19 protein-coding genes are annotated in these 21104 nt (G+C 44.2%); 5 read left to right on the top strand and 14 right to left on the bottom strand.

What is annotated here, in order from left to right:
• Positions 1-146: 146 nt before the first annotated feature.
• The gene (locus AC1DFM_RS04125) at positions 147-1322 is read right to left on the bottom strand and encodes an AIR synthase related protein (protein ID WP_477075456.1); all 1176 of its coding nucleotides are present in this window, start codon (positions 1320-1322) and stop codon (positions 147-149) included.
• Between the two features lie 136 nt (positions 1323-1458).
• On the opposite strand from AC1DFM_RS04125, the gene AC1DFM_RS04130 reads away from it, so the two are divergent.
• Entirely contained in the window at positions 1459-2400 is a 942-nt protein-coding gene (locus tag AC1DFM_RS04130) for a bifunctional riboflavin kinase/FAD synthetase (protein WP_477075457.1), read from the top strand.
• Here the strand turns inward: AC1DFM_RS04130 and AC1DFM_RS04135 are convergent.
• The 4 genes from AC1DFM_RS04135 to AC1DFM_RS04150 all read right to left on the bottom strand — a co-directional run bounded on the left by AC1DFM_RS04135 (position 2397) and on the right by AC1DFM_RS04150 (position 5620).
• Positions 2397-3026: a hypothetical protein gene (locus tag AC1DFM_RS04135; protein ID WP_477075458.1), complete on the bottom strand. Its 630-nt coding sequence runs from the start codon at positions 3024-3026 to the stop codon at positions 2397-2399. The two genes, AC1DFM_RS04130 and AC1DFM_RS04135, sit on opposite strands and share 4 nt — an antisense overlap.
• A 302-nt stretch (positions 3027-3328) precedes the next feature.
• On the bottom strand, positions 3329-3841 hold the full coding sequence (locus tag AC1DFM_RS04140) for a hypothetical protein (RefSeq protein ID WP_477075459.1): 513 nt from the start codon (positions 3839-3841) through the stop codon (positions 3329-3331).
• A 30-nt stretch (positions 3842-3871) separates the two neighbouring features.
• Complete coding sequence (gene holA / locus AC1DFM_RS04145) at positions 3872-4867, bottom strand: DNA polymerase III subunit delta (protein ID WP_477075460.1); 996 nt, start codon at positions 4865-4867, stop codon at positions 3872-3874.
• 27 nt (positions 4868-4894) lie between these two features.
• A complete protein-coding gene (locus AC1DFM_RS04150) occupies positions 4895-5620 on the bottom strand; it encodes a ribonuclease H-like domain-containing protein (RefSeq protein WP_477075461.1) in 726 nt (241 codons plus the stop codon).
• A gap of 103 nt (positions 5621-5723) precedes the next feature.
• On the opposite strand from AC1DFM_RS04150, the gene AC1DFM_RS04155 reads away from it, so the two are divergent.
• On the top strand, positions 5724-6686 hold the full coding sequence (locus AC1DFM_RS04155; protein WP_477075462.1) for a zinc ribbon domain-containing protein: 963 nt from the start codon (positions 5724-5726) through the stop codon (positions 6684-6686).
• Positions 6687-7200: 514 nt separating this feature from the next.
• Positions 7201-7596, top strand: coding sequence for a response regulator (locus tag AC1DFM_RS04160; RefSeq protein ID WP_477075463.1), 396 nt, complete (start codon positions 7201-7203; stop codon positions 7594-7596).
• Between the two features lie 120 nt (positions 7597-7716).
• On the opposite strand, the gene AC1DFM_RS04165 is transcribed toward AC1DFM_RS04160, so the two are convergent.
• Positions 7717-9360, bottom strand: a complete 1644-nt coding sequence (locus AC1DFM_RS04165; RefSeq protein WP_477075464.1) for an ABC-F family ATP-binding cassette domain-containing protein — start codon at positions 9358-9360, stop codon at positions 7717-7719.
• A 280-nt stretch (positions 9361-9640) separates the two neighbouring features.
• On the opposite strand from AC1DFM_RS04165, the gene AC1DFM_RS04170 reads away from it, so the two are divergent.
• Both AC1DFM_RS04170 and murI read left to right on the top strand, forming a co-directional pair.
• Positions 9641-10303 carry a carbonic anhydrase gene (locus AC1DFM_RS04170; protein WP_477075465.1) on the top strand — a complete coding sequence of 221 codons (663 nt, stop codon included), beginning with the start codon at positions 9641-9643 and terminating at the stop codon, positions 10301-10303.
• Positions 10304-10305: 2 nt separating this feature from the next.
• Positions 10306-11124, top strand: a complete 819-nt coding sequence (murI, locus tag AC1DFM_RS04175; protein WP_477075466.1) for a glutamate racemase — start codon at positions 10306-10308, stop codon at positions 11122-11124.
• Between the two features lie 75 nt (positions 11125-11199).
• Here the strand turns inward: murI and AC1DFM_RS04180 are convergent, their stop codons facing one another.
• The 8 genes from AC1DFM_RS04180 to AC1DFM_RS04215 form a co-directional block, all read right to left on the bottom strand.
• The gene (locus AC1DFM_RS04180; RefSeq protein ID WP_477075467.1) at positions 11200-13248 is read right to left on the bottom strand and encodes a S9 family peptidase; all 2049 of its coding nucleotides are present in this window, start codon (positions 13246-13248) and stop codon (positions 11200-11202) included.
• Between the two features lie 138 nt (positions 13249-13386).
• On the bottom strand, positions 13387-14769 hold the full coding sequence (locus AC1DFM_RS04185) for a Gfo/Idh/MocA family protein (protein WP_477075468.1): 1383 nt from the start codon (positions 14767-14769) through the stop codon (positions 13387-13389).
• Positions 14770-14917: 148 nt separating this feature from the next.
• Positions 14918-15682: a succinate dehydrogenase/fumarate reductase iron-sulfur subunit gene (locus tag AC1DFM_RS04190; protein ID WP_477075469.1), complete on the bottom strand. Its 765-nt coding sequence runs from the start codon at positions 15680-15682 to the stop codon at positions 14918-14920.
• A gap of 63 nt (positions 15683-15745) precedes the next feature.
• The gene (locus tag AC1DFM_RS04195; protein ID WP_477075470.1) at positions 15746-17719 is read right to left on the bottom strand and encodes a fumarate reductase/succinate dehydrogenase flavoprotein subunit; all 1974 of its coding nucleotides are present in this window, start codon (positions 17717-17719) and stop codon (positions 15746-15748) included.
• A gap of 19 nt (positions 17720-17738) precedes the next feature.
• Positions 17739-18422 carry a succinate dehydrogenase cytochrome b subunit gene (locus tag AC1DFM_RS04200; RefSeq protein WP_477075471.1) on the bottom strand — a complete coding sequence of 228 codons (684 nt, stop codon included), beginning with the start codon at positions 18420-18422 and terminating at the stop codon, positions 17739-17741.
• A 188-nt stretch (positions 18423-18610) separates the two neighbouring features.
• Entirely contained in the window at positions 18611-19174 is a 564-nt protein-coding gene (locus AC1DFM_RS04205; RefSeq protein ID WP_477075472.1) for a hypothetical protein, read from the bottom strand.
• Positions 19175-19208: 34 nt separating this feature from the next.
• Positions 19209-20027, bottom strand: coding sequence for an N-acetylmuramic acid 6-phosphate etherase (gene murQ / locus AC1DFM_RS04210; RefSeq protein ID WP_477075473.1), 819 nt, complete (start codon positions 20025-20027; stop codon positions 19209-19211).
• A 21-nt stretch (positions 20028-20048) separates the two neighbouring features.
• Positions 20049-20897 carry an N-acetylglucosamine kinase gene (locus AC1DFM_RS04215; protein ID WP_477075474.1) on the bottom strand — a complete coding sequence of 283 codons (849 nt, stop codon included), beginning with the start codon at positions 20895-20897 and terminating at the stop codon, positions 20049-20051.
• Positions 20898-21104: the final 207 nt, after the last annotated feature.

Raw genomic sequence — 21104 nt, forward strand, 5'->3', positions numbered from 1 at the left:
TATTATAAGAACAAGCAACACTAAAAACAACAATCAATATGTCCCGGTTTCTACCGGGACTTTTTTATGGAATTACGTGCGGTATTCATCTATATAAAAAAGCAGTCCCCGTTAAAAGAGACTGCTTCTATTAAATGATTTATTGATTAATACACAAATGTACCTGCAGGCGCTATCACCGTTACTTTCTTCTCTGGTGCTGCTTCTACTCTACCAATAATTTGTGCATCGATATTAAAGCTTTTAGAAATAGCAATGATATCATCTGCAATTTCAGCAGGTACATACAGTTCCATTCTATGGCCCATGTTAAACACCTGGTACATTTCTTTCCATGGTGTACCGGATTGTTCCTGGATCAGTTTGAACAATGGAGGAACCGGGAACAGGTTATCTTTAATTACATGTAACTGCTCAATAAAATGCAGCACTTTGGTTTGTGCACCACCGCTGCAATGCACCATACCATGTATTTGCGGACGGAATTGCTCCAGCACTTTTTTAATCACCGGCGCGTAAGTACGGGTGGGAGATAATACCAACTTACCGGCATCTACTGCACCAAATCCTTCGATATCAATTTTATCAGTCAACGATTTTTTACCGCTGAACACCAGTTCAAAAGGAATATTCGGATCAAAGCTTTCCGGGAATTTTTCGGCCAACGCTTTGTTAAATACATCATGACGGGCGCTGGTCAAACCATTGCTACCCATACCGCCGTTGTATTCAGATTCGTAGGTGGCTTGTCCGTAAGAGGCCAATCCTACTACTACATCACCCGCCTGAATACGATCGTTAGAAATCACGTCGGATTTTTTCATGCGGCAGGTAACGGTAGAATCTACGATGATGGTACGCACCAGGTCACCCACATCAGCGGTTTCACCACCGGTAGAATAGATACTGATACCATGGCTGCGCAATTCCGCCAGAATTTCTTCTGTACCATTGATGATAGCAGCAATTACTTCGCCTGGCAACAGCTGTTTGTTACGGCCAATAGTGGACGATAACAGGATATTATCGGTGGCGCCTACGCAAAGCAGGTCGTCCATGTTCATGATAATCGCATCCTGGGCAATGCCTCTCCAGACACCCAGGTCACCGGTTTCTTTCCAATAAATGTAAGCCAGGGAGGATTTGGTACCAGCACCATCTGCGTGCATAATATTGCAATATTCCTCGTCGCCCCCTAAAATATCAGGGACTATTTTGCAGAATGCTTTAGGGAAAAGTCCCTTATCAATATTCTTAATGGCATTATGCACATCTTCCTTACCTGCTGAAACACCGCGCTTGGCGTAAATATTATTATCCACCGGGAAATAAATAAGTATGTAAATAAAAAATAAACTGAATAAAGATGCTCTTCAGGCTGCAAAAGTAACAGATTCCACGCAGAATGCCCGCCGAATGTGTTAGATTTGCACGGCGTTTTTGATAGTATTGAATTTTATGCAGGTTCACAGGGACTTAGACCACTTACCGGAATTTCGAAATGCTGTTATTACCATTGGCACTTTCGACGGCGTACATGCCGGCCATCGCTTCATTATCCAGCAACTGGAGCAGGCCGCCCGTGACTGTAACGGCGAAACCGTTATTGTTACTTTTGACCCGCATCCCCGGGAGGTATTGTTACCCAGCCCGAATAATATCCGGTTGCTCACCACTTTACCAGAAAAGATCGCCCTGCTGGAGCGCGCTGGTATTGATCACCTCGTGGTAGTACCCTTTACTAAATCGTTTTCTGAAATGCCTGCCCGCAGCTACCTGGAAGATTTTCTGGTGGCCCGTTTCCGTCCTCATACCATCATCATTGGCTATGACCACCGTTTTGGTCACAACCGGGAAGGCGGACTGGAGCTGCTGGAAGCAGAGCAACAACAATATGGCTTTACCCTGATTGAAATTCCGCAGCAGGTAGTACACGACCTCACTGTAAGCTCTACCAAAATCCGTAAAAGCCTGCAGGAAGGCCACATTAGCCTCGCCAACGAATTACTGAATTACACCTATTTCATGACCGGCACTGTGGTACATGGTGATAAGATGGGCCGTCAGCTGGGTTATCCCACCGCCAATCTTCACCTGAACGATGAAAGAAAGCTGATTCCTGCGGAAGGCATTTATGCGGTTCGTGTAGGGTTAAGCGGCCATAGCACGCTATTGCCGGCAGTGATGAGCATCGGCTTCCGTCCTACTTTTAACGGTACGGACCTTCGACTGGAAGTGCATCTTTTTGATTTTAATGAAGACTTGTACGGACAGGAACTAACAGTATACTTCGAATCATATATCCGCTCCAACCTGAAGTTTGATAACATTGATGCACTGATTGTGCAGATGGATAAGGATTCCGCGCAATCAAGAGAAATATTGGCGGGATTGGGTTAAAATTCTTCTCCCAGCAATTCTATTTTCTCTCTTTCTGGTTTCAACAAACGGCCACCAATAACCATTAAATAAATCCCGGCAGCCAATAGTAACACCACACCTGCCCAATAACCCAGTATACTGCCTTGATTATATGCGGCGTTGATATTGTCATCCAGTCGGGGTCTTGTCAGTACGCTGACTGTATCCAAAACTATCAGGATAAACCCTGTAACGATGCATAAAACAGCCAATAATTTCCGATTTAAGGGCGATAATGGCTTTTTACGGGCCAGTACTTTTGACTGCCTAACGCGCATGAACAAACGATAACCCCATCGCCCGAGTAAAAAAACAGATCCGAAAAGAACAACAAACGCGAATAGTCCTGCTATCAATTCTGGAATTCCCGCTAATTCTGTAAAGTAACCAGTGGTAATAACACTTATCCCACTTAGTGTAAAAATAAGGGCTGCGAGCATACACAAAAAGGCCAGGATAATCTTCAATACAGCATACAAACGTTGCATACGGATGATTTCAATGTTTGAAAAATCTAATGATGGTTGACTTAAAACTCTTCTCCAAACAATTCCACGGGCTGTTGTTTCTTTTGGGGCCGTTTCATTAAACGAATACCACCCCATAGGAATAAAATGATTATCACAATGTTGATGACCAGTTTTACAACTTCCTCTTTATGTGTAGGCAGAAGAATCCGGATCGGATTCACCGCTAGTTCATTTAACAACAATATCAATATAAAAATACTACCCAAAAAGAAGCATAAACATGCCAGTAGTACTTTGTACAGTTTTCTACCTTCCAATGACATAACAAGCAGTAATTAAATTATCTAGTAATAATTTCTCCTCCTTCACGCCAATGCCCTGATTGTGCAGATGGATAAGGATTCGGCGCAGGCAAGGGAAATATTGTCAAAAGAGATCTAGATCTGTTGTGCTGGTAATGCAGCTGTCTCTTTCACCGGTCTGCATAATTTATATCCACTTCTTAACAGTAACGCACTGCCAACAAGCATTACTGCCAGGGTACTCCAGAACTGTACCAGCAGATTATCACCTGGTTTCAGATGCTTGACTGCTACAGCAGGATCTTTGTCTATAGTTCCTAAAAATCCAATCATCAGCAAAGCGCCTGATATCAGGTATATGGCTGCCCATAATTTTCTGCCTATTGGCGATAGTGGCTTTTTACGTTTCAGATCTCCGGATGCCCTTACACGCATAAACAAACGGTAGCCAAACCGACACATGATGTAGGCCAGCCAGAAAAGGCCCAGTAACACCAGGCCGGCAAGCGTTTTTTCGCCTATCCCATGGAATTCTTTAAGATTGTTTGTGTAAAACATGAGATGAAAGATACTGATCACCAGGAACACCCCTGTTGTTACAGAAAAAAAGGAGATAATACACTTCAGTACAGCATAGAGTCTTTGCATGATAAATATTTATAATGCAATGATAGTATTTTAATTCATCACCTTGTACATCAATTCTTTCATGAGTTCTCCATCTTCTACCCCACTATCGTTAATGCCTATACTCCGTAGGTTATATTGATGTAACAGCAGGATCGCTTTTTCAGTGCCCTCCGGACCGTATTGTCTGGCAGCATTCATGTAGTCTTTTACAAAGAAGGGATGCACGCCCAGTGCGGCTGCTACTTCTTTCTCTGCGCCTTTTACGCTGAAGATGAGATTTACTTTCGCGAAGAAATTATAGAGGGCGGGCAGCGTCATTTGTATAGGAGCCGCTTTAGGGTTGGCGGCAAAGTAAGCGATGATCTTGAATACTTTGGCCGTGTTTTTTTGTCCAACGGCATTCTGCAATTCAAATACGTTGTATTCTTTACTGATACCCACATATTTCTCGATATCGCTTTCATCGATTTTCTTCTGGGCTGGCAAGTTTACGAGCAGCTTATCTATTTCGTTGGCGATACGGGAAAGGTCGTTGCCGATATGATCTACGAGCAGGATGGCCGCTTTTTGTGAGATGGCCAGTCCGCGGCTGCTCACATAAGATTCTGCCCAGGCAGGCAGTTGGTTATCATATAATTTTTTGGTAGACAGGAGTACGCCTTTGTCCTTAATGAGCTTCGCCATTTTGCTCCTGCCATCAATTTTGCCTTGTTTATGTGCTACCACAAATACAGTAGAAGACAGGGGGTTGTCGATATAGGCTTCCAGTTTAAGCAGGTCGCGCATGGCCTGTGCTTCTTTGAGCAGTACCACTTGTCGTTCTGCGAACATAGGATATCGGCGGCAGGCGTTGATAACGGTGCTCCAGTCGGTATCTTTCCCGTAAAGGACAGTGAGATTAAATCCTTTCTCGGCTTCTGGCAACAGTTCATGTTCGGCATAGCTGGTTACCTGGTCAATAAAAAAGTCTTCCTCACCTTCCAGCCAGTATAGCGACTTAAATTTCTGTTGTTTCCAATCCCTGATGATATCCTGATAATCCATGTATTAACTTTTAGCTATTGGCAGCTACTATTTTACAATAACGATGTCTTCCTGTTTAAGCACTGGCAGTCGTTTAAATTTCAGCATGAGCTGTGCAACTGCGAGTACATCTTTCTGGCAATAGGCGGCGATGCGTTCGAGATCTTTCTGTTCCCAGTATACGCTGGCTACCATGCTGCCGTCGATGTCGTCTTTAGGCGTTTCAATGCCCATTACGGCGGTCAGGAGTTTCAGGGAAATATAGTGTTTAAAGTCCCCGAAGCGCCACAGATGCAGGGTATCGAGCATGGGAACTTCCCAGGGTTTGAATCCGTGCAACTGTAATGGCTGGGGCAAAGATAATTGATGGATAACAGACCTCCTGCAAATAAAAGGAATATCAAATTCTTTGATATTATGTCCGGCGAACTGAAAGCGGGGGTGTTTCGCATAGAATTTATTAATTAATTCTAAAAAACCGCTGAGTACAACTGATTCATCATCATTATAAAACGATTTCAGCCGTAAAGTATGGCGATTATTTTCCAGGCTGAAGAAGCCTACGGAAATGCAGACAATTTTCCCGAATTCAGCGTAGATGCCGGCCCTGTCCGCGTATGTAGCATCCTCATTTCCGGAAACTGGCGCAGTTTTTGCAATTTTGTCACGCCAGAGCTGTTGCATATCATCAGATAATTGTTCCAACGCAGGAGCAGCCGGGGTTGTCTCTATGTCCAGCAGTAATAATTGATCTAACGCAATATTTGGAAGCACGATTGAAAAACTGTTTTATATCTATTTATAAAATATGAATAATATAACTACTTTTGAATGACGATTTTTAACCATATAACAATTAAACATAAAACTMACAACTATGACGGAGAACACATTTAATACCCCTGCGCCGGGATCACCCGGACCAGAAAAACCACGTAGCCGCAATGGTCTAATTTACGGTATTTTAATCGCAGCATTAGCTGGTACGTGGATATATATGTTATACGATAAAAACAAAACCAGCGACCAACTCGTACAAAAGAACACGCAGATAGATTCTATCTCTTCTTCACGTGACGCTTTACAACAAGAATATAATGCAGCCAATGCCCGTTTGGATGATCTGATTTCACAGAACACCCGCATGGATAGTCTTGTTAAAACAAAAGATAAGGAAATACAGGATATGAAAGCCAGGATCTCCAGCATCCTGAGCAACAAAAATGCTACACAGGCGCAACTGGCAGAAGCCCGTCGTTTGATTGAGCAACTGAAATCCAATATCGAAGGTTATCAGCAAACCATCGAGCGACTGGAAGGTGAGAAGATTGTATTGGCTGGTGAAAGAGATGTGGCGCGCAAAGAACGCGACTCTGTATCAACTGTAAAAGACAGCCTGAATAAGAAAGTGGACCTCGGATCTGTATTGCATGCCTCCAATATTAAGCTGCAGGCTATCCGTGTTAAGCACAATGGCAAAGAAGTTGAAACCAGCAAAGCAAAACGCGCGGATATGATGCGGGTAACCTTTGACCTGGACGACAACCGCATTGCTCCTTCCGGCGACAAAGAAATCTTTGTGGCGATCACTGCTCCGGATGGTGCTCCACTGGCTGTAGAAGCACTGGGTTCTGGTCGTTTCACACTGGAAGATGGTACAGAGAAATTATACACTGCCAAGAAAACCGTTGCCTATGTAACTGGTCAGAAACAAACTGTCCCTATGGATTGGAAACAAAATTCCGATTTCAAACCAGGTGACTACTCTGTTGAGATCTACCACAATGGTTACAAAATTGGCCAGGGTAAAGTGACCCTGAAGAAAGGTGGATTGTTTTAATAGTTATCAATAATTAGCTGTTAGCTAACAGCATAAAGCGAATGACCGGAGTTAGGATTCATATCTACTCCGGTCATTTGCTTTTTATAATATTTGCTTGAAATTTCCGTTTTACAGCTTCAGACCCTCATTTTTACGCTTTCTATCTTCTTTCCCTGATATTTTTTTCGCTTATCTAATTTGTTAATGATTAGTTATTGACAAAAAGATATATATAAAAATAAAATTAAATTAACGTTCTTTGCTAGCATAATTAAAGATAGCCGGAGGCCACTGTGTTCCCAGACCAATGCTTGAGAAGAAGAATGTGACAGGCAATTTATAATGCCCAATTAAAACCCGCTTTTACAGTTATGAAAACTGATTTCAGCCACTTATGGCATACTGAAGTCGCCGGTTTTGTATTGCTGTAAAAAAGGTAACAAAGTAATAGATTCTTCCCTCAAACCATCGTCTATTGGCGCAGCCTTTTGTTATTAATGGATTAGATAAGAAGCCCAATTAAAACTGAAGCATGGAAGACATGAGTAAAATAGTGTACGTTGTAGATGATGATGAAATTTTTCATTTCATTATCAAAAAAATGTTGGGGCAGCAAAGCAATGACCTGGTAGTTACCTCTTTCCTTTGCGCAGAAGAGGCGCTGGAGAAACTCTCAAGCATTCCACAGCCTACATTGCCCTCTCTTATTATTCTTGATATGAATATGCAACGGATGAACGGATGGGATTTTATTGAAGCGTACAGAGGATTAAAAACATCGCTCAAAAACGCCATCCCGATTATTATGTGTTCCTCCTCTGTAGATGTAAGGGATATGCAAAAAGTGCAGCATACACCGGAGCTGATGGCTTATATCACGAAGCCATTGGATAAAAATAAGCTCAAAGTAATTGAGGAATATTTGTAGGAGCGGAAAGGATAAAGCATAAAGCAAAAAGCTATTAAAGCGATTGACCAGAGCGGATCAGTAATTAAATACCCGCTCTGGTCAATCGCTTTAATAGCTTTTTGCTTTATACTTTGGCTTTTATGCTAATACAGCATTACCATACATTTCTTCACGCAATGCTTTCACACGCTCATCTGCCAGGTATTCATCAAAACTCATCAGTCGATCGATAATACCTTTAGGTGTTATTTCAATGATACGATTAGCTACTGATTGCATAAAGGTATGGTCATGTGTAGTAAACAGCACCACGCCTTTATAGTTAATCATGCTTTCGTTGAAAGACTGGATAGATTCCAGATCCAGGTGGTTGGTAGGCTCATCAAGTACCAGTACGTTAGGGTCCTGCAGCATCATGCGGCTGGTCATGCAACGTACTTTTTCTCCTCCGCTCAATACGGAAGTTTTCTTCATGATTTCATCTCCACCAAATAACATCTTACCCAGGAAACCACGCAGGAATGGCTCATCTACATCTGTAACATGCGCAGGCACATACTGACGTAACCAGTCCATCAGGTTCAGGTCTTTGTTGGTAAAGAAATTGGCGTTATCATTGGGCAGGTAAGCGCTGGTAACAGTGGTACCCCACTCAAATTTACCGCTGTCCGCCTGAGCTTCGTTGTTGATCACTTCGAAGAAAGTAGTGAGCGCCAGGTGGTCTTTAGACAGGAATGCAATCTTATCGTTTTTATTCACAGAGAAGGTTACATCTGTAAAGAGCTTGCGGCCATCTACCAGTTTTTCCAGTTTTTCTACGTTCAGGATCTGGTTACCTACTTCACGCTGTTGCTTGAAGATGATACCCGGATATTTACGGTTGGAAGGCTGGATATCTTCCACCACCAGTTTCTCCAAAGCTTTCTTACGGGAAGTAGCCTGTTTACTTTTGGAGGCGTTGGCACTGAATCGGGCGATAAAGTCCAGGAGGTCTTTACGCTTATCTTCCATTTTCTTGTTCTTATCGGCAATCTGACGGGCCATCAACTGAGATGATTCGTACCAGAAAGTATAGTTACCACTGAAGATCTGGATCTTGGCGCGATCCACATCAGCCACATGCGTACATACGGCATCCAGGAAGTGACGGTCATGCGATACTACAATCACGATGTTTTCATAATCAGCCAGGAAGTTTTCCAACCAGCCAATGGTTTCCACATCCAGATCATTCGTAGGCTCATCCAGTAACAGGATGTCCGGGTTACCAAACAGGGCCTGTGCCAGCAAAACACGCACCTTCAGGCTACCAGCAATATCCTTCATCAGGGTGCTTTGCAGCTCCTCTTTTACACCCAGATCGCTCAACAGTACCCCTGCATCGCTTTCTGCGGTATAACCGCCCATTTCACCATATTCTGCTTCCAGTTCGCCTGCACGCATACCATCTTCTTCGGTAAAATCTTCCTTAGCATAAATAGCATCTCTTTCGGCTGCTATCTGCCAAAGCTTCTTATTACCCATTAATACGGCATTCAGTACGGTAACCTCATCAAATCCAAAGTGATTCTGCGAGAGTACGCTCATGCGCTCACCCGGAGTGATTTCCACAGTACCTTTATTCGGTTCTATTTCACCGGACAATATCTTCAGAAAAGTAGACTTCCCTGCTCCATTGGCCCCAATCACACCATAACAGTTCCCTTTTGTGAAATTGAGGTTTACTTCGTCAAACAATACTCTCTTTCCAAAAGAGAGCGTTACGTTTTTAACACTGATCATGCTGGCTATGTAAATTTTGAAGCCGCAAAGATACAGATTTTATGCGTGCTTTCCAAGCAGACAGCGATCTTCATATAAGTATTAAAAAATATACTTAATCATCTTTTTAATACTTATTTATATATTTTTCATCTACCAACTAATCCTGATGCACGATTTGCCTCCCCACCCATACCTCTGCCGGAAACCAGATTCCCGGTCTTTCATTATTTCATCACATCCCGGCTTGATATGTATAACCTTTCTTGCCGTATCTTTAGCGCATAAAAATTAATACGCGATGACAGCATACAACCAGATATTCGAGAATAACCGGCAATGGATCGCTTCCAAATTAGCTACAGATCAGGAGTTCTTTGATAAAATGGCGGACTCGCAAAGCCCAGACTACCTTTATATTGGTTGTAGCGACAGCCGGGTACCCACCAACGAAATCATGGGCCTGGAAGCAGGTGAAGTATTTGTACACCGCAACATCGCGAACCTGGTACCTAATACCGACCTCAATGTCATGAGTGTGATCAATTACGCGGTAGTGCATCTGAAAGTAAAACACATTATTGTTTGCGGACACTACAACTGCGGTGGCGTGAAAGCCGCCATGCAGGCGCAAGACCTCGGTATCCTGAATCCATGGTTACGTAACATCCGCGATGTTTATCGTCTTCACATGGACGAACTCAATGCGATTTCAGATGAGCATGAACGTTATAACCGTCTGGTAGAGCTGAACACGCAGGAGCAATGTATCAATGTGATTAAAACAGCAGCGGTACAGAAAATGTATGTAGCTAACGGCTTCCCTACCGTACATGGCTGGGTATATGATCTGAAAAACGGCGTACTGAAAGATCTTCAAATAGATTTTGAAGGCGTACTGCACGAAATACAAAAAATTTATGACCTCACAGGTTCCGGCCTGATGCAAAAAGAAGGTGAATAACAATGGGTCCTATTGGCGTATTTGACTCCGGCTACGGCGGCTTAACCGTACTCAAGGAAATTATAAACGAGCTTCCGGAATACGACTATATTTATCTGGGAGACAATGCCCGTGCGCCCTATGGTAATCGTGGCTTTGATACCATTCACGCCTATACGCTGGAATGTGTACAAAAGCTATTTGACCTGGGTTGCCCGCTGGTGATCATTGCCTGCAACACCGCTTCTGCCAAGGCGCTCCGCACCATTCAACAAAAGGATTTACCACGCATTGCACCGGATAACCGTGTGTTGGGCGTTATACGTCCTACGTCAGAAATGGTAGGCACCCTTACGCAAACCGGAGAAGTAGGTATCCTGGCCACCAATGGCACGGTATCTTCCGAGTCTTATCCATTGGAAATTCATAAATTTTTTCCTCATGTAAAAACCTATCAGCTGGCCTGCCCGATGTGGGTACCGCTGATAGAAAATAATGAACATGAAAGTGACGGCGCCGACTACTTTGTAAAAGAATACCTGGATAAAATATTGTCGTTGTCTACTGACATCGATACACTGGTATTAGGTTGTACACACTATCCGCTATTGCTGAAAAAAATCAAACAGTATTTACCCGGAGGCATTAACTTATTGTCGCAGGGTAAAATCGTGGCGCATAGCCTGAAAGATTATCTCAAGCGTCATCCGGAAATGGTTAGCCGCCTGAGTAAGCAGCAGCAGCAACAGTTTTACACCACAGATGATCCGGCTATTTTTGATAAAATGGCGGAGATATTTTTTGGTAAAACAGTGAGTTCAAAAAAGATGCAAACTAAATAATAGGTTTTTGCTACATAAAACAAAGGCCGTCACGCATAACGTGACGGCCTTTGTTTTATGTAATTTTTTGTTCGTTTATTTTCCTTCCAGCTTCAGCAAAAATGCATATTCCAATGCTACCAGCTTCAATGATTTGAATCGTCCGGAAGCACCACCATGGCCGCCATCCATATTGGTTTGCAGCAATAGTAAGTTGTGATCCGTTTTTAATTCTCTCAATTTCGCCACCCATTTTGCCGGCTCAAAGTATTGCACCTGCGAATCATGCAAACCTGTAGTGACCAGCATATTCGGATAAGCTTTTGCCGTTACATTGTCGTAAGGTGAATAAGACTTCATATAGTCATAGGCATCCTTATTCTTAGGATTGCCCCATTCATCAAATTCACTGGTTGTTAACGGAATGCTTTCATCCAGCATGGTGGTAACTACATCTACAAACGGCACCTGCGCAATAATGCCATGAAACAGCTGCGGCGCCATATTAGCTACGGCACCTACCAGCAATCCACCAGCGCTGCCGCCCATTGCATATAGATGTGCAGAATCCGTATAATGAGATGCTACCAGGAAATTTCCACAGGAGATGAAATCGGTGAAGGTGTTTTTCTTCTTCATCATTTTTCCATCTTCATACCACTGCCGCCCCATTTCCTGTCCTCCGCGTATATGTGCGATGGCAAATGCAAAGCCACGATCCAGCAGACTTAGCATATTAGAACGGAAAGTACAGTTACTACTGATACCGTAAGAACCGTATCCATAGAGCAACAGCGGACCTTTCCCATTTTTCTCAAACGTTTTCTTATACACGATGGAAATGGGAATTTTTGTACCATCTGATGCGGTAGCAAACAATCGTTCTGATGTATAATCTTTTGGATCGTAGCCACCCAGCACTTCCTGTTGCCGCTTCAATTCACTTTTGCCTGTTTCCAGGTTGTAGTCGTATACGGAGTTAGGTGTGATCAGGGAAGTATAATTATAGCGCAACTCTCTACTATCCATTTCCGGATTCACGCTAACAGACGCATCGTAGGCTGGTTCTGAGAAAGGCAGGTATTTATCTGAATGGGTTTTATCATTGATCACCCGTATCATGGTCAGGCCACCTTTGCGTTCTTCCAGTACTGTGAAATCTTTAAACAGCGTTAGTCCTTCCAGCAATACATCCGGGCGGTTAGGAATCAGCTCTTTCCAATTCTGCCGAGAAGTCTTATCCAGTGAGGATTCCATCAAACGGAAGTTGAGTGCCTCCCAGTTGGTTAGGATATAAAATTTATCATCGCGGTGATCAACGAAATACAGCATGTTTTTTTCACGGGGCTGAAATACCCGGAATGCCTCATCAGGCTTTGTTGCATCGATGATACGGCTTTCGGAAGACAAAGTGCTTCCACTATTGATAACGATGTATTTGCCGGATTTTGTTTTGGAGAGGTCTACATCAAAAGTTTCATCTGTTTCATGAAACACTTCTTTGTCAGTGGGCGTACCTAATGTATGCCGCAACACACGGTCAGATCGCAGGGTAACTGTATCTTTACGTGTATAGAACAGGGTTTTGTTATCTCCGGCCCAAACGCTGGTGCCGTCTGTTTGACGGATAACGTCTGTCAGCGTTTCGTTTGTTTCCAGATTTTTAATGTGGATCACGTACTGTCTGCGACTTACCGTATCTAAACCGTAGGCCATTAACGTAGCATCCGGGCTGATAGTTACGCCAGTTACGTTACAATATTCATGTCCGGCAGCGAGGTCGTTTACATTGAGGGTCACCTGTTCGGCCGCTTCCAGGCTTCCTTTCTTACGACAGTAAACGGGGTATTCTTTACCTTCTTCAAAACGGGTATAATAATAGTAGCCATTTTTCAGATAGGGCACGCTCATATCGGTTTCTTTGATGCGTGATTTCATTTCATCAAAGAGTTTTTCCTGCAACTTTTTCTCCGGCGACATGATCGTGTCTACATACGCATTCTCTGCGTTGAGCCATGCCAGCACCTTCGGGTTTTCGCGGTCGTTCATCCAGTAATAGTTGTCGATGCGCTTATCACCATGGATACTGAATTCTTTGGCTATCTTTTCTGCAACAGGAGGTTTAATATCTGCCTGATCATTCATAGTATGCTTCTTTTCATTACAAGACAAAAGGACCGTTCCCAAAAGCAAAAATATATTACCCTGGAAGTTCTTTAACATAGGGAATAGTTTTAAATAGTATGGTAAAATGCAAACAGGTCTACAAATTACGAATTCTCTTTACACTATTTTCATGTTTACCGGGTCCCAGTTTATCAGTTTCTTGCTAAAATAGCTTTCGTTGGTCAACAATGCCGGACCAGCTGCGCGTAAGCCAAATATGGCATCTTCCACTACCGCTTTACCGGTACGCATAGATTCGAAGAAGTTGGCGAAGTGTTCTACCCTATCATCGTATCCTTTGGGCGCTGCATAAGCGCTGGAAGTTTCGATGGTGTTTCTTTTATCTGCCGGGTATTTGGCGTTATACTGCGCTACATAAGCGGCCTGTTGTGCTTTGGTAAAGGTGTTGAAGGTATCCCATCCACCGTAACCAGGCGCCTCGGGCAGTTTATGTTTCTTGATTTTAAAATCATTCCAACCCATTTCCAGCACTCCGTCGGTGCCAATGAGCCGGGTGTACTCGCCCCCACCGCTACCATCGGCGAAGTTAACGCGGAGGGTCATCTGGAAGGCAGGGTGTTGCTTTGTTTCCGGATAATCGAAAATAGCGACAACCGTATCGGGCACATCGCGGCCGTCTTTCCATTGCACCAGGTTACCGCTGGCGTAGATGGAAGTAGGGCCCAGGGAGCCGGTGATGAAATGCAGACCGGTAATCAAATGCACAAAGAGATCGCCGGGAATGCCGGTGCCATATGCCTGATAATTGCGCCAGCGGAAAAAGCGTACCGGGTCAAAAGGTAGTTTGGCGGTATCTTTCAGGAAGGTATCAAAGTCGATTGTAGCGGGAGAAGCATCTAAAGGAATAGAGTACTGCCAGGCGCCTAATGCACTGTGGCGATCCATCCTTGCCTCTACCACGTTTAGTTGTCCTATTTCGCCTGCCTGGTAGCGTTTACGGGCTTCTGCGAGCGCCACGCTGCTAACGCGCTGACTGCCTACCTGGAAAACGGCTTTGGTGCGTTGTTGTGCGGCAATCACCTTATGGCCTTCTTCAATCTGTTGTACCATGGGCTTTTCGCAGTATACCGCCTTACCAGCTTCCATGGCGTCAATAGCAATGGTGTCATGCCAGTGATCAGGAGTAGCTACAATGATAGCGTCTATATCTTTTCTTTTCAGCAGTTCGCGGTAATCGCGGGTGGTGTATATTTTAGGACCGTATACTTCTTTTACGCGGGCCAGGTGACCATCATACAAATCGGCGGCGCCCACCAATTCAACACCAGGCACTTTGAGGGCCGCGTCTACGTCGCCAAATCCCATAATACCCATTCCCACGCAGGCGATGCGTATTTTATCATTTGGAGAGATTCTTTTTTCCGGCTGCAGCAGTTGTACCTGTTCCGGTGTCTTTGCCATAGCCGCTAACTGGCCGATTCCCAGCAGTGCGGCKGTGCTACCAACGTGTTTTATAAATTTCCTACGAGATTCAGACATATGGTTTTATTTTAAAAGGGATTCATCGATCCCACATATTAGTTAAAAATTTTAAAAAGATAAATTTCAAAGGATAAGCGGAAAGTGCCAATAAAAAAAAGCCTTCCCGTTACCGGAAAGGCTTTTATAAAGAATAATACGACGACTATTATTTTTCGGAAGAAAAACCAGCGCCAATAAACTCGCGGTTGAGGCGGGCGATATTGGTGAGGGAAATTTCTTTAGGGCATTCTGCTTCGCAGGCKCCGGTGTTGGTACAGCTACCAAAACCTTCCTTATCCATTTGTGCCACCATGTTGAGTGCACGGGATTGTTTTTCAGGATGGCCTTGTGGTAACAGTGCCAGCTGAGATACTTTAGCAGAAACGAACAGCATAGCAGAAGAGTTTTTACAAGCTGCCACGCAGGCACCGCAACCGATACAGGCAGCAGCAGCAAATGCGAGATCAGCTTTGGTTTTATCTACCGGAATGCAGTTAGCATCCTGTGCGTTACCCGTATTCACGGAGATATAACCACCTGCTTCAATAATGCGGTCGAATGCGGATCTGTCTACTGTCAGATCTTTTACTACCGGGAAAGCACCGGCTCTCCAAGGTTCTACGGTAATAGTATCACCGTCTTTGAAAGCGCGCATGTGCAGCTGGCAGGTAGTAGTACCATCCCATGGACCGTGTGCACGGCCATTGATGTGCATGGAACACATACCACAGATACCTTCGCGGCAATCGTGATCAAAAGCGACTGGTTCTTTTCCTTCGTTGATCAGCTCTTCGTTCACCACGTCAAACATTTCCAGGAACGACATTTCAGAGGAAATGTTTTTAGCCTGTAAAGTTTCAAATCTACCCTGATCGTTTTTGTTTTTCTGCCTCCACACTTTTAATGTGAGGTTCATGTTATAATGTTCCATATACCTTGGACAATTATTTGATTTATAATCCTGGTCAGCTGTTACGCAGCCGGCCAATAACCATTATTTGTAGCTACGTTGTGTAGGTTTACATTCTTCGAATACCAGTGGTTCTTTGTGCAGTTCATACTTGCCTTCGCCTTTGTATTCCCATGCAGCCACATAGCTGAAGTTTGCGTCGTCACGTTGTGCTTCACCATCTTCTGTTTGTGATTCTTCACGGAAGTGACCACCGCAGGATTCGCGACGATTGAGTGCATCCATACACATTAATTCTCCCAGTTCCAGGAAGTCGGCCACACGACCGGCTTTTTCCAGTTCAGGGTTAAACTCGTTGGCTTCGCCTGGTACACGTACGTTGCTCCAGAATTCCGCACGCAGTGCTTTGATTTCTTCGATGGCTTCCAGCAATCCTTTTTCGTTACGCGCCATACCGCATTTCTCCCACATGATTTTTCCCAGTCTTTTATGGAAGAAATCAACAGATTTGGTGCCTTTGGTAGCGAAGAATTTGTTGATGGTATCTCTTACGTTCTTCTCTGCTTCCACGAAAGCAGGATGATCTGTAGGAATAGCTTTGGTACGGATTTCATCCGCCAGGTAGTTACCTACAGTGTAAGGAATAACGAAATAACCATCTGCCAGCCCTTGCATCAGTGCAGATGCACCTAAGCGGTTTGCACCGTGATCAGAGAAGTTAGCTTCTCCCAGAGAATATAATCCGGGAACGGTAGTACCGAGTTCATAATCTACCCAAAGGCCACCCATGGTATAGTGTACTGCAGGGTAGATACGCATTGGCTGTTCGTAAGGATTTTCACCGGTGATTTTGGCGTACATGTCGAACAGGTTACCATATTTCTCCGCTACTACTTCTTTACCCAGCTTAATGATTTCTTCTTTGGATACGTTGCCCATCTGACGTTTACCCACTTCCACTTTACCATAGCGTTCAATGGCAGCGGCGAAGTCGAGGAATACCGCCTGTTTGGAAGTACCTACGCCATAACCGGCATCACATCTTTCTTTTGCTGCACGGGACGCCACGTCACGGGGAACGAGGTTACCGAATGCAGGATATCTTCTTTCCAGGTAATAATCCCTTTCTTCTTCAGGAATATCGCTGGCTTTGCGGGTATCGTTTTGTTTCTTAGGTACCCAGATACGACCATCATTACGCAGTGATTCTGACATCAGGGTCAGCTTCGACTGGTGATCGCCGGAAACCGGGATACAGGTAGGGTGAATTTGTGTGTAGCAAGGGTTAGCGAAGTAAGCACCGTTTTTGGTAGCTTTCCAGGCTGCAGTTACGTTAGACCCCATTGCGTTGGTAGACAGGAAGAACACGTTACCATAACCACCACTGCAGATCAATACTGCATGGCCGAAATGACGCTCCAGTTCACCAGTGATGAGGTCACGGGCAATGATACCACGTGCTTTACCATCAATTTTCACGATGTCGAGCATTTCGTGGCGATTGTACATCGTCACGTTGCCCAATGCTACCTGGCGTTCCAGTGCGGAGTAAGCGCCAAGGAGCAACTGCTGACCGGTTTGGCCGGCAGCATAAAAAGTACGTTGTACCTGTGTACCACCGAAAGAGCGATTACTTAACAGTCCACCGTATTCACGTGCAAAAGGAACACCTTGTGCTACGCACTGATCTATAATATTACCACTCACTTCTGCTAAACGGTGTACGTTAGCTTCCCGTGCGCGGTAGTCACCACCTTTTACTGTGTCGTAGAACAAACGGAAAACGGAGTCACCATCGTTCTGATAATTCTTGGCCGCGTTGATACCACCCTGAGCAGCGATACTGTGTGCACGGCGCGGACTATCCTGAAAGCAGAATGCTTTTACTTTATATCCCAACTCGCCTAATGAAGCCGCTGCGGAAGCACCAGCCAAACCAGTACCAATGATAATCACTTCCAGATTGCGCTTATTGGCAGGGTTTACCAATTTACAATGTCCTTTGTAGTCTTCCCATTTGGAATTTAATGGTCCGGCAGGAATTTTTGCGTCAAACATATATCCTTACTTTACAGAATTATTTGAAATAGATGAGAACAGGAATGATGGCAAAACCAACAGGGATTGCTATTCCAAACAGCCAGACACCGATAAAGCTCAGTAAGCCGTTGTATTTCTTGTGATTTAAACCAAAGGTCTGGCAGGCACTTTTGAAGCCGTGGATCAGGTGGAAAGATAAACCGATCATACCTACAACATACAATGCAACCAACCAACCATGTTTGAAGGTGTCGTAAGATAAGGCATACAGATCCTTTAATGGTTCAACGCTTCCTTCGTAAGTGCGGGTAGGCATATTGCCGTAGTGGAATTGTCCCCAGAAATTAACGAGGTGGATAACGATGAAGATAAGGAGAATGCTTCCCATGATCGCCATCTGACGGCTGAACCAGGAAGATGTTTGATTACCCGCGTTCACGGCGTACTTCACCGGACGGGCAGCTCTGTTGCTGAATGTGAGCTGTAACGCAATAAATGCATGCAGTATGATCACAATTTTGAGCCCCCAGGCAATAAACTGAATCAGGCTGTTATGTCCCATGAACGCGGCATACGCGTTAAAGGCTTTACCCTCGTCGTTGTACAATAACTGGAAATTTCCCGCCAGATGTACGATTACGAAACTGCAAAGAAACAAGCCGGTAGCACCTACCAATAACTTCTTACCGATAGAGGTATTAAAGAACTGTGACCACTTCATAAGTAAAATTCTAAGCTTCCTAGTATAAAAAGATGATTGAAATGTCGGGCAAATTTAACGCAGGAAAAATAAAAAAAAATGATATTTATCAGGTTTTCATATGTATAAATATCTGACAAAATATATTATTAGCTGAAAATCAGGTTATTTAGAATGAATATCTTTCATTTTTTACTGAAAATTTAATATCATTCTAAGCGCTTCAGCATAATGTTATCCACCATGTTAAACAGATGCATAGGCTGATATGTTCGCCATTTATCATCTTCTAATAAATGTACATAATGATGTAACCTTGCTTTTTCGAACTCTTCCCGGGTTTGTATGGGCATATTCAGACTTACAATCCAGCCTCCGTCATCGCGGATATCTTCCCACCATTCTTCATAATAACAATCATCTGAAGAATGAAAATTCATCACATTTTCCGTAATAAGGATAAATTTCGTGATGCCTTGTGCAATCAGCGTATCGATGATATTGCGCTTCAGGGTCATGATATCATTGTCGATGGCATCATTCCATTCTCCCAATAATTCTATGATGGTGAAGTTGAACTGGTAATCCGTATACAGGATTTTCATGTACAGGTTGCGCGCACCAAATTCATCCCATTGTGGATGGATATAATAATTATATACGGAGTTGGAGTATTCAAATTCGCTGTACTCTCGTCCATAGAAAGGAGAATACTCATCTTCTTCTGCAGCGTACAAATGACGCCAGTTGTAATATGGCTCTATGTTATGCATACGTTGTTTATCAAGGACCAAAGGTCAGGTTAAATCATTTTTTTGCAAAATCATCCACCGCTTTTTTTACGCTGCCCGCTTTCAGCAGCAGCTCCTGTGCCTGTTGATAGTCGGTGAGTGATAACTGTTCCATCAGCATTTTCACGCCGCGGTCTACCAGTTTTTCGTTGCTGAGTTGCATGTTCACCATCTTATTATCTTCTACTCTACCCAGCTGAATCATCACAGCGGTGGACAGCATGTTCAATACCAGCTTCTGTGCAGTACCGCTTTTCAGGCGGGTGCTTCCTGTCACAAATTCCGGCCCTACCACTACTTCTACAGGGAAATCCGCGGCAGCAGATACCGGCGTATCCGGATTACAACTGATACTACCGGTAACAATACCATGGCGGCGACATTCGTCCAATGCGCCAATTACATAAGGCGTGGTACCGCTGGCAGCAATACCTACTACCACATCTTTATCGGTAATATTATATGCCTGTAAATCCACCCAGCCTTGTTGGCGGTCATCCTCCGCAAACTCCACGGCCTTGCGGATGGCCGAGTCGCCACCGGCGATTAATCCTACTACCAGGCCTTGTGGCACACCGAAAGTAGGCGGACATTCAGACGCATCTACCACGCCCAAACGACCGCTGGTACCAGCGCCCAGGTAAAACAGGCGTCCACCGGCCAACATTTTGTCGGCCACGGCAGTGACCAGTTTTTCTATTTGCGGAATTGCTTTTGCTACGGCCAACGGAACCGTCTGGTCTTCCTGGTTCATATTTACCAGCAGCTCATTTACACTCATTTTCTCCAGATGACGATAGTGAGATGTTTGTTCCGTTACTCTTATAAATGACATACTTTATTTTGTTGAAAATGATTAACGATGATACTCTACCAGGCCTTCCATAGGGGTGCGCAGCACTTTTCCCATGGGCAGCTCATACAACTCGCACAGCTCCTGGAGGATGTCGCGGAAATGCCAGGCAATGCCACCGGTAAAGTGCAGTGAAGTAGTCCAGCTCTCGCGGTATTTATAAATATGGTTAAAGAAGAAATCGTTCAGTCCATCTTCCAGGATGTTCTGGATCATGAAGTGTTCGCGGTTTTCTGAAAGGAACGTGGCAAATCCGGCCAGATAGCGGTTCGCTAACGGTTTGCGGTATACGTTTTCCAGTATTTCATCTTTGTTGGTATGGTACTTATATTCAAAGCGCGCCAACAGGTCTTCATCAAAGCTCTGATAGAGGTAATACTGCAGCACTTTCCGGCCCAGATAGGCCCCACTGCCCTCGTCGCCCAGTACGTAGCCCAGGCCAGGGTTATTTTTTACTATCTTCTCTCCATCATAATAACAGGAATTGGAGCCGGTACCTAAAATACTGGCAACGCCGGGCTCATGACCGCATAAGGAACGCGCCGCTCCCATCAGATCGTGCTGGACATCAGCCGCTGCATCTGGCCATACTGCTTTTATAGCATCGGACACCAGCTGAATGTTTTTAGGTTGCGACAAGCCGGTTCCGTAAAAATACACGGCATCCACATGGCTGCCGGCCGGCAACTGAGGCGCCAGTTCTGTATCCAGGATGGCTTTTATCTGTTCCAATGTTTGAAAAAAGGGACTTACGCCCTGTGTTTTCAACGTTAGTGGCTGATCTGCGCCGAGCACGCCCCATTCTGTCTTGGTAGATCCGCTGTCTGCTATCAACTTTATTCCAGCACCCATATCCGGTTATTTATGAAATTAAAGAATCCTAAAAGTTTGCACCTGATTTATGCTATTTTTGTCACAATTTAAACAAAAGGGTATCATATAAACAAATAGCCCCTTTGAACTTTAAATGATGATGATACATGTATGCGGCAGTTTGCTTTCCGCCAGGTGCCAATATTACATGGATAAAGATTGGTCATATAAATTAGCGGGATAATA

This window comes from Chitinophaga sp. 05T412 (genome assembly GCF_056396465.1).

Excerpts from the sequence above, each read along its gene's own strand:
- AC1DFM_RS04130 (WP_477075457.1), top strand. The coding sequence starts at position 1,459 with ATGCAGGTTCACAGGGACTTAGACCACTTACCGGAATTTCGAAATGCT.
- AC1DFM_RS04135 (WP_477075458.1), bottom strand. The coding sequence starts at position 3,026 with ATGGGGTGGTATTCGTTTAATGAAACGGCCCCAAAAGAAACAACAGCC.
- AC1DFM_RS04140 (WP_477075459.1), bottom strand. The coding sequence starts at position 3,841 with ATGCAAAGACTCTATGCTGTACTGAAGTGTATTATCTCCTTTTTTTCT.
- holA (WP_477075460.1), bottom strand. The coding sequence starts at position 4,867 with ATGGATTATCAGGATATCATCAGGGATTGGAAACAACAGAAATTTAAG.
- AC1DFM_RS04155 (WP_477075462.1), top strand. The coding sequence starts at position 5,724 with ATGACGGAGAACACATTTAATACCCCTGCGCCGGGATCACCCGGACCA.
- AC1DFM_RS04160 (WP_477075463.1), top strand. The coding sequence starts at position 7,201 with ATGGAAGACATGAGTAAAATAGTGTACGTTGTAGATGATGATGAAATT.
- AC1DFM_RS04165 (WP_477075464.1), bottom strand. The coding sequence starts at position 9,360 with ATGATCAGTGTTAAAAACGTAACGCTCTCTTTTGGAAAGAGAGTATTG.
- AC1DFM_RS04170 (WP_477075465.1), top strand. The coding sequence starts at position 9,641 with ATGACAGCATACAACCAGATATTCGAGAATAACCGGCAATGGATCGCT.
- murI (WP_477075466.1), top strand. The coding sequence starts at position 10,306 with ATGGGTCCTATTGGCGTATTTGACTCCGGCTACGGCGGCTTAACCGTA.
- AC1DFM_RS04180 (WP_477075467.1), bottom strand. The coding sequence starts at position 13,248 with ATGAATGATCAGGCAGATATTAAACCTCCTGTTGCAGAAAAGATAGCC.
- AC1DFM_RS04195 (WP_477075470.1), bottom strand. The coding sequence starts at position 17,719 with ATGTTTGACGCAAAAATTCCTGCCGGACCATTAAATTCCAAATGGGAA.
- AC1DFM_RS04200 (WP_477075471.1), bottom strand. The coding sequence starts at position 18,422 with ATGAAGTGGTCACAGTTCTTTAATACCTCTATCGGTAAGAAGTTATTG.
- AC1DFM_RS04205 (WP_477075472.1), bottom strand. The coding sequence starts at position 19,174 with ATGCATAACATAGAGCCATATTACAACTGGCGTCATTTGTACGCTGCA.
- murQ (WP_477075473.1), bottom strand. The coding sequence starts at position 20,027 with ATGTCATTTATAAGAGTAACGGAACAAACATCTCACTATCGTCATCTG.
- AC1DFM_RS04215 (WP_477075474.1), bottom strand. The coding sequence starts at position 20,897 with ATGGGTGCTGGAATAAAGTTGATAGCAGACAGCGGATCTACCAAGACA.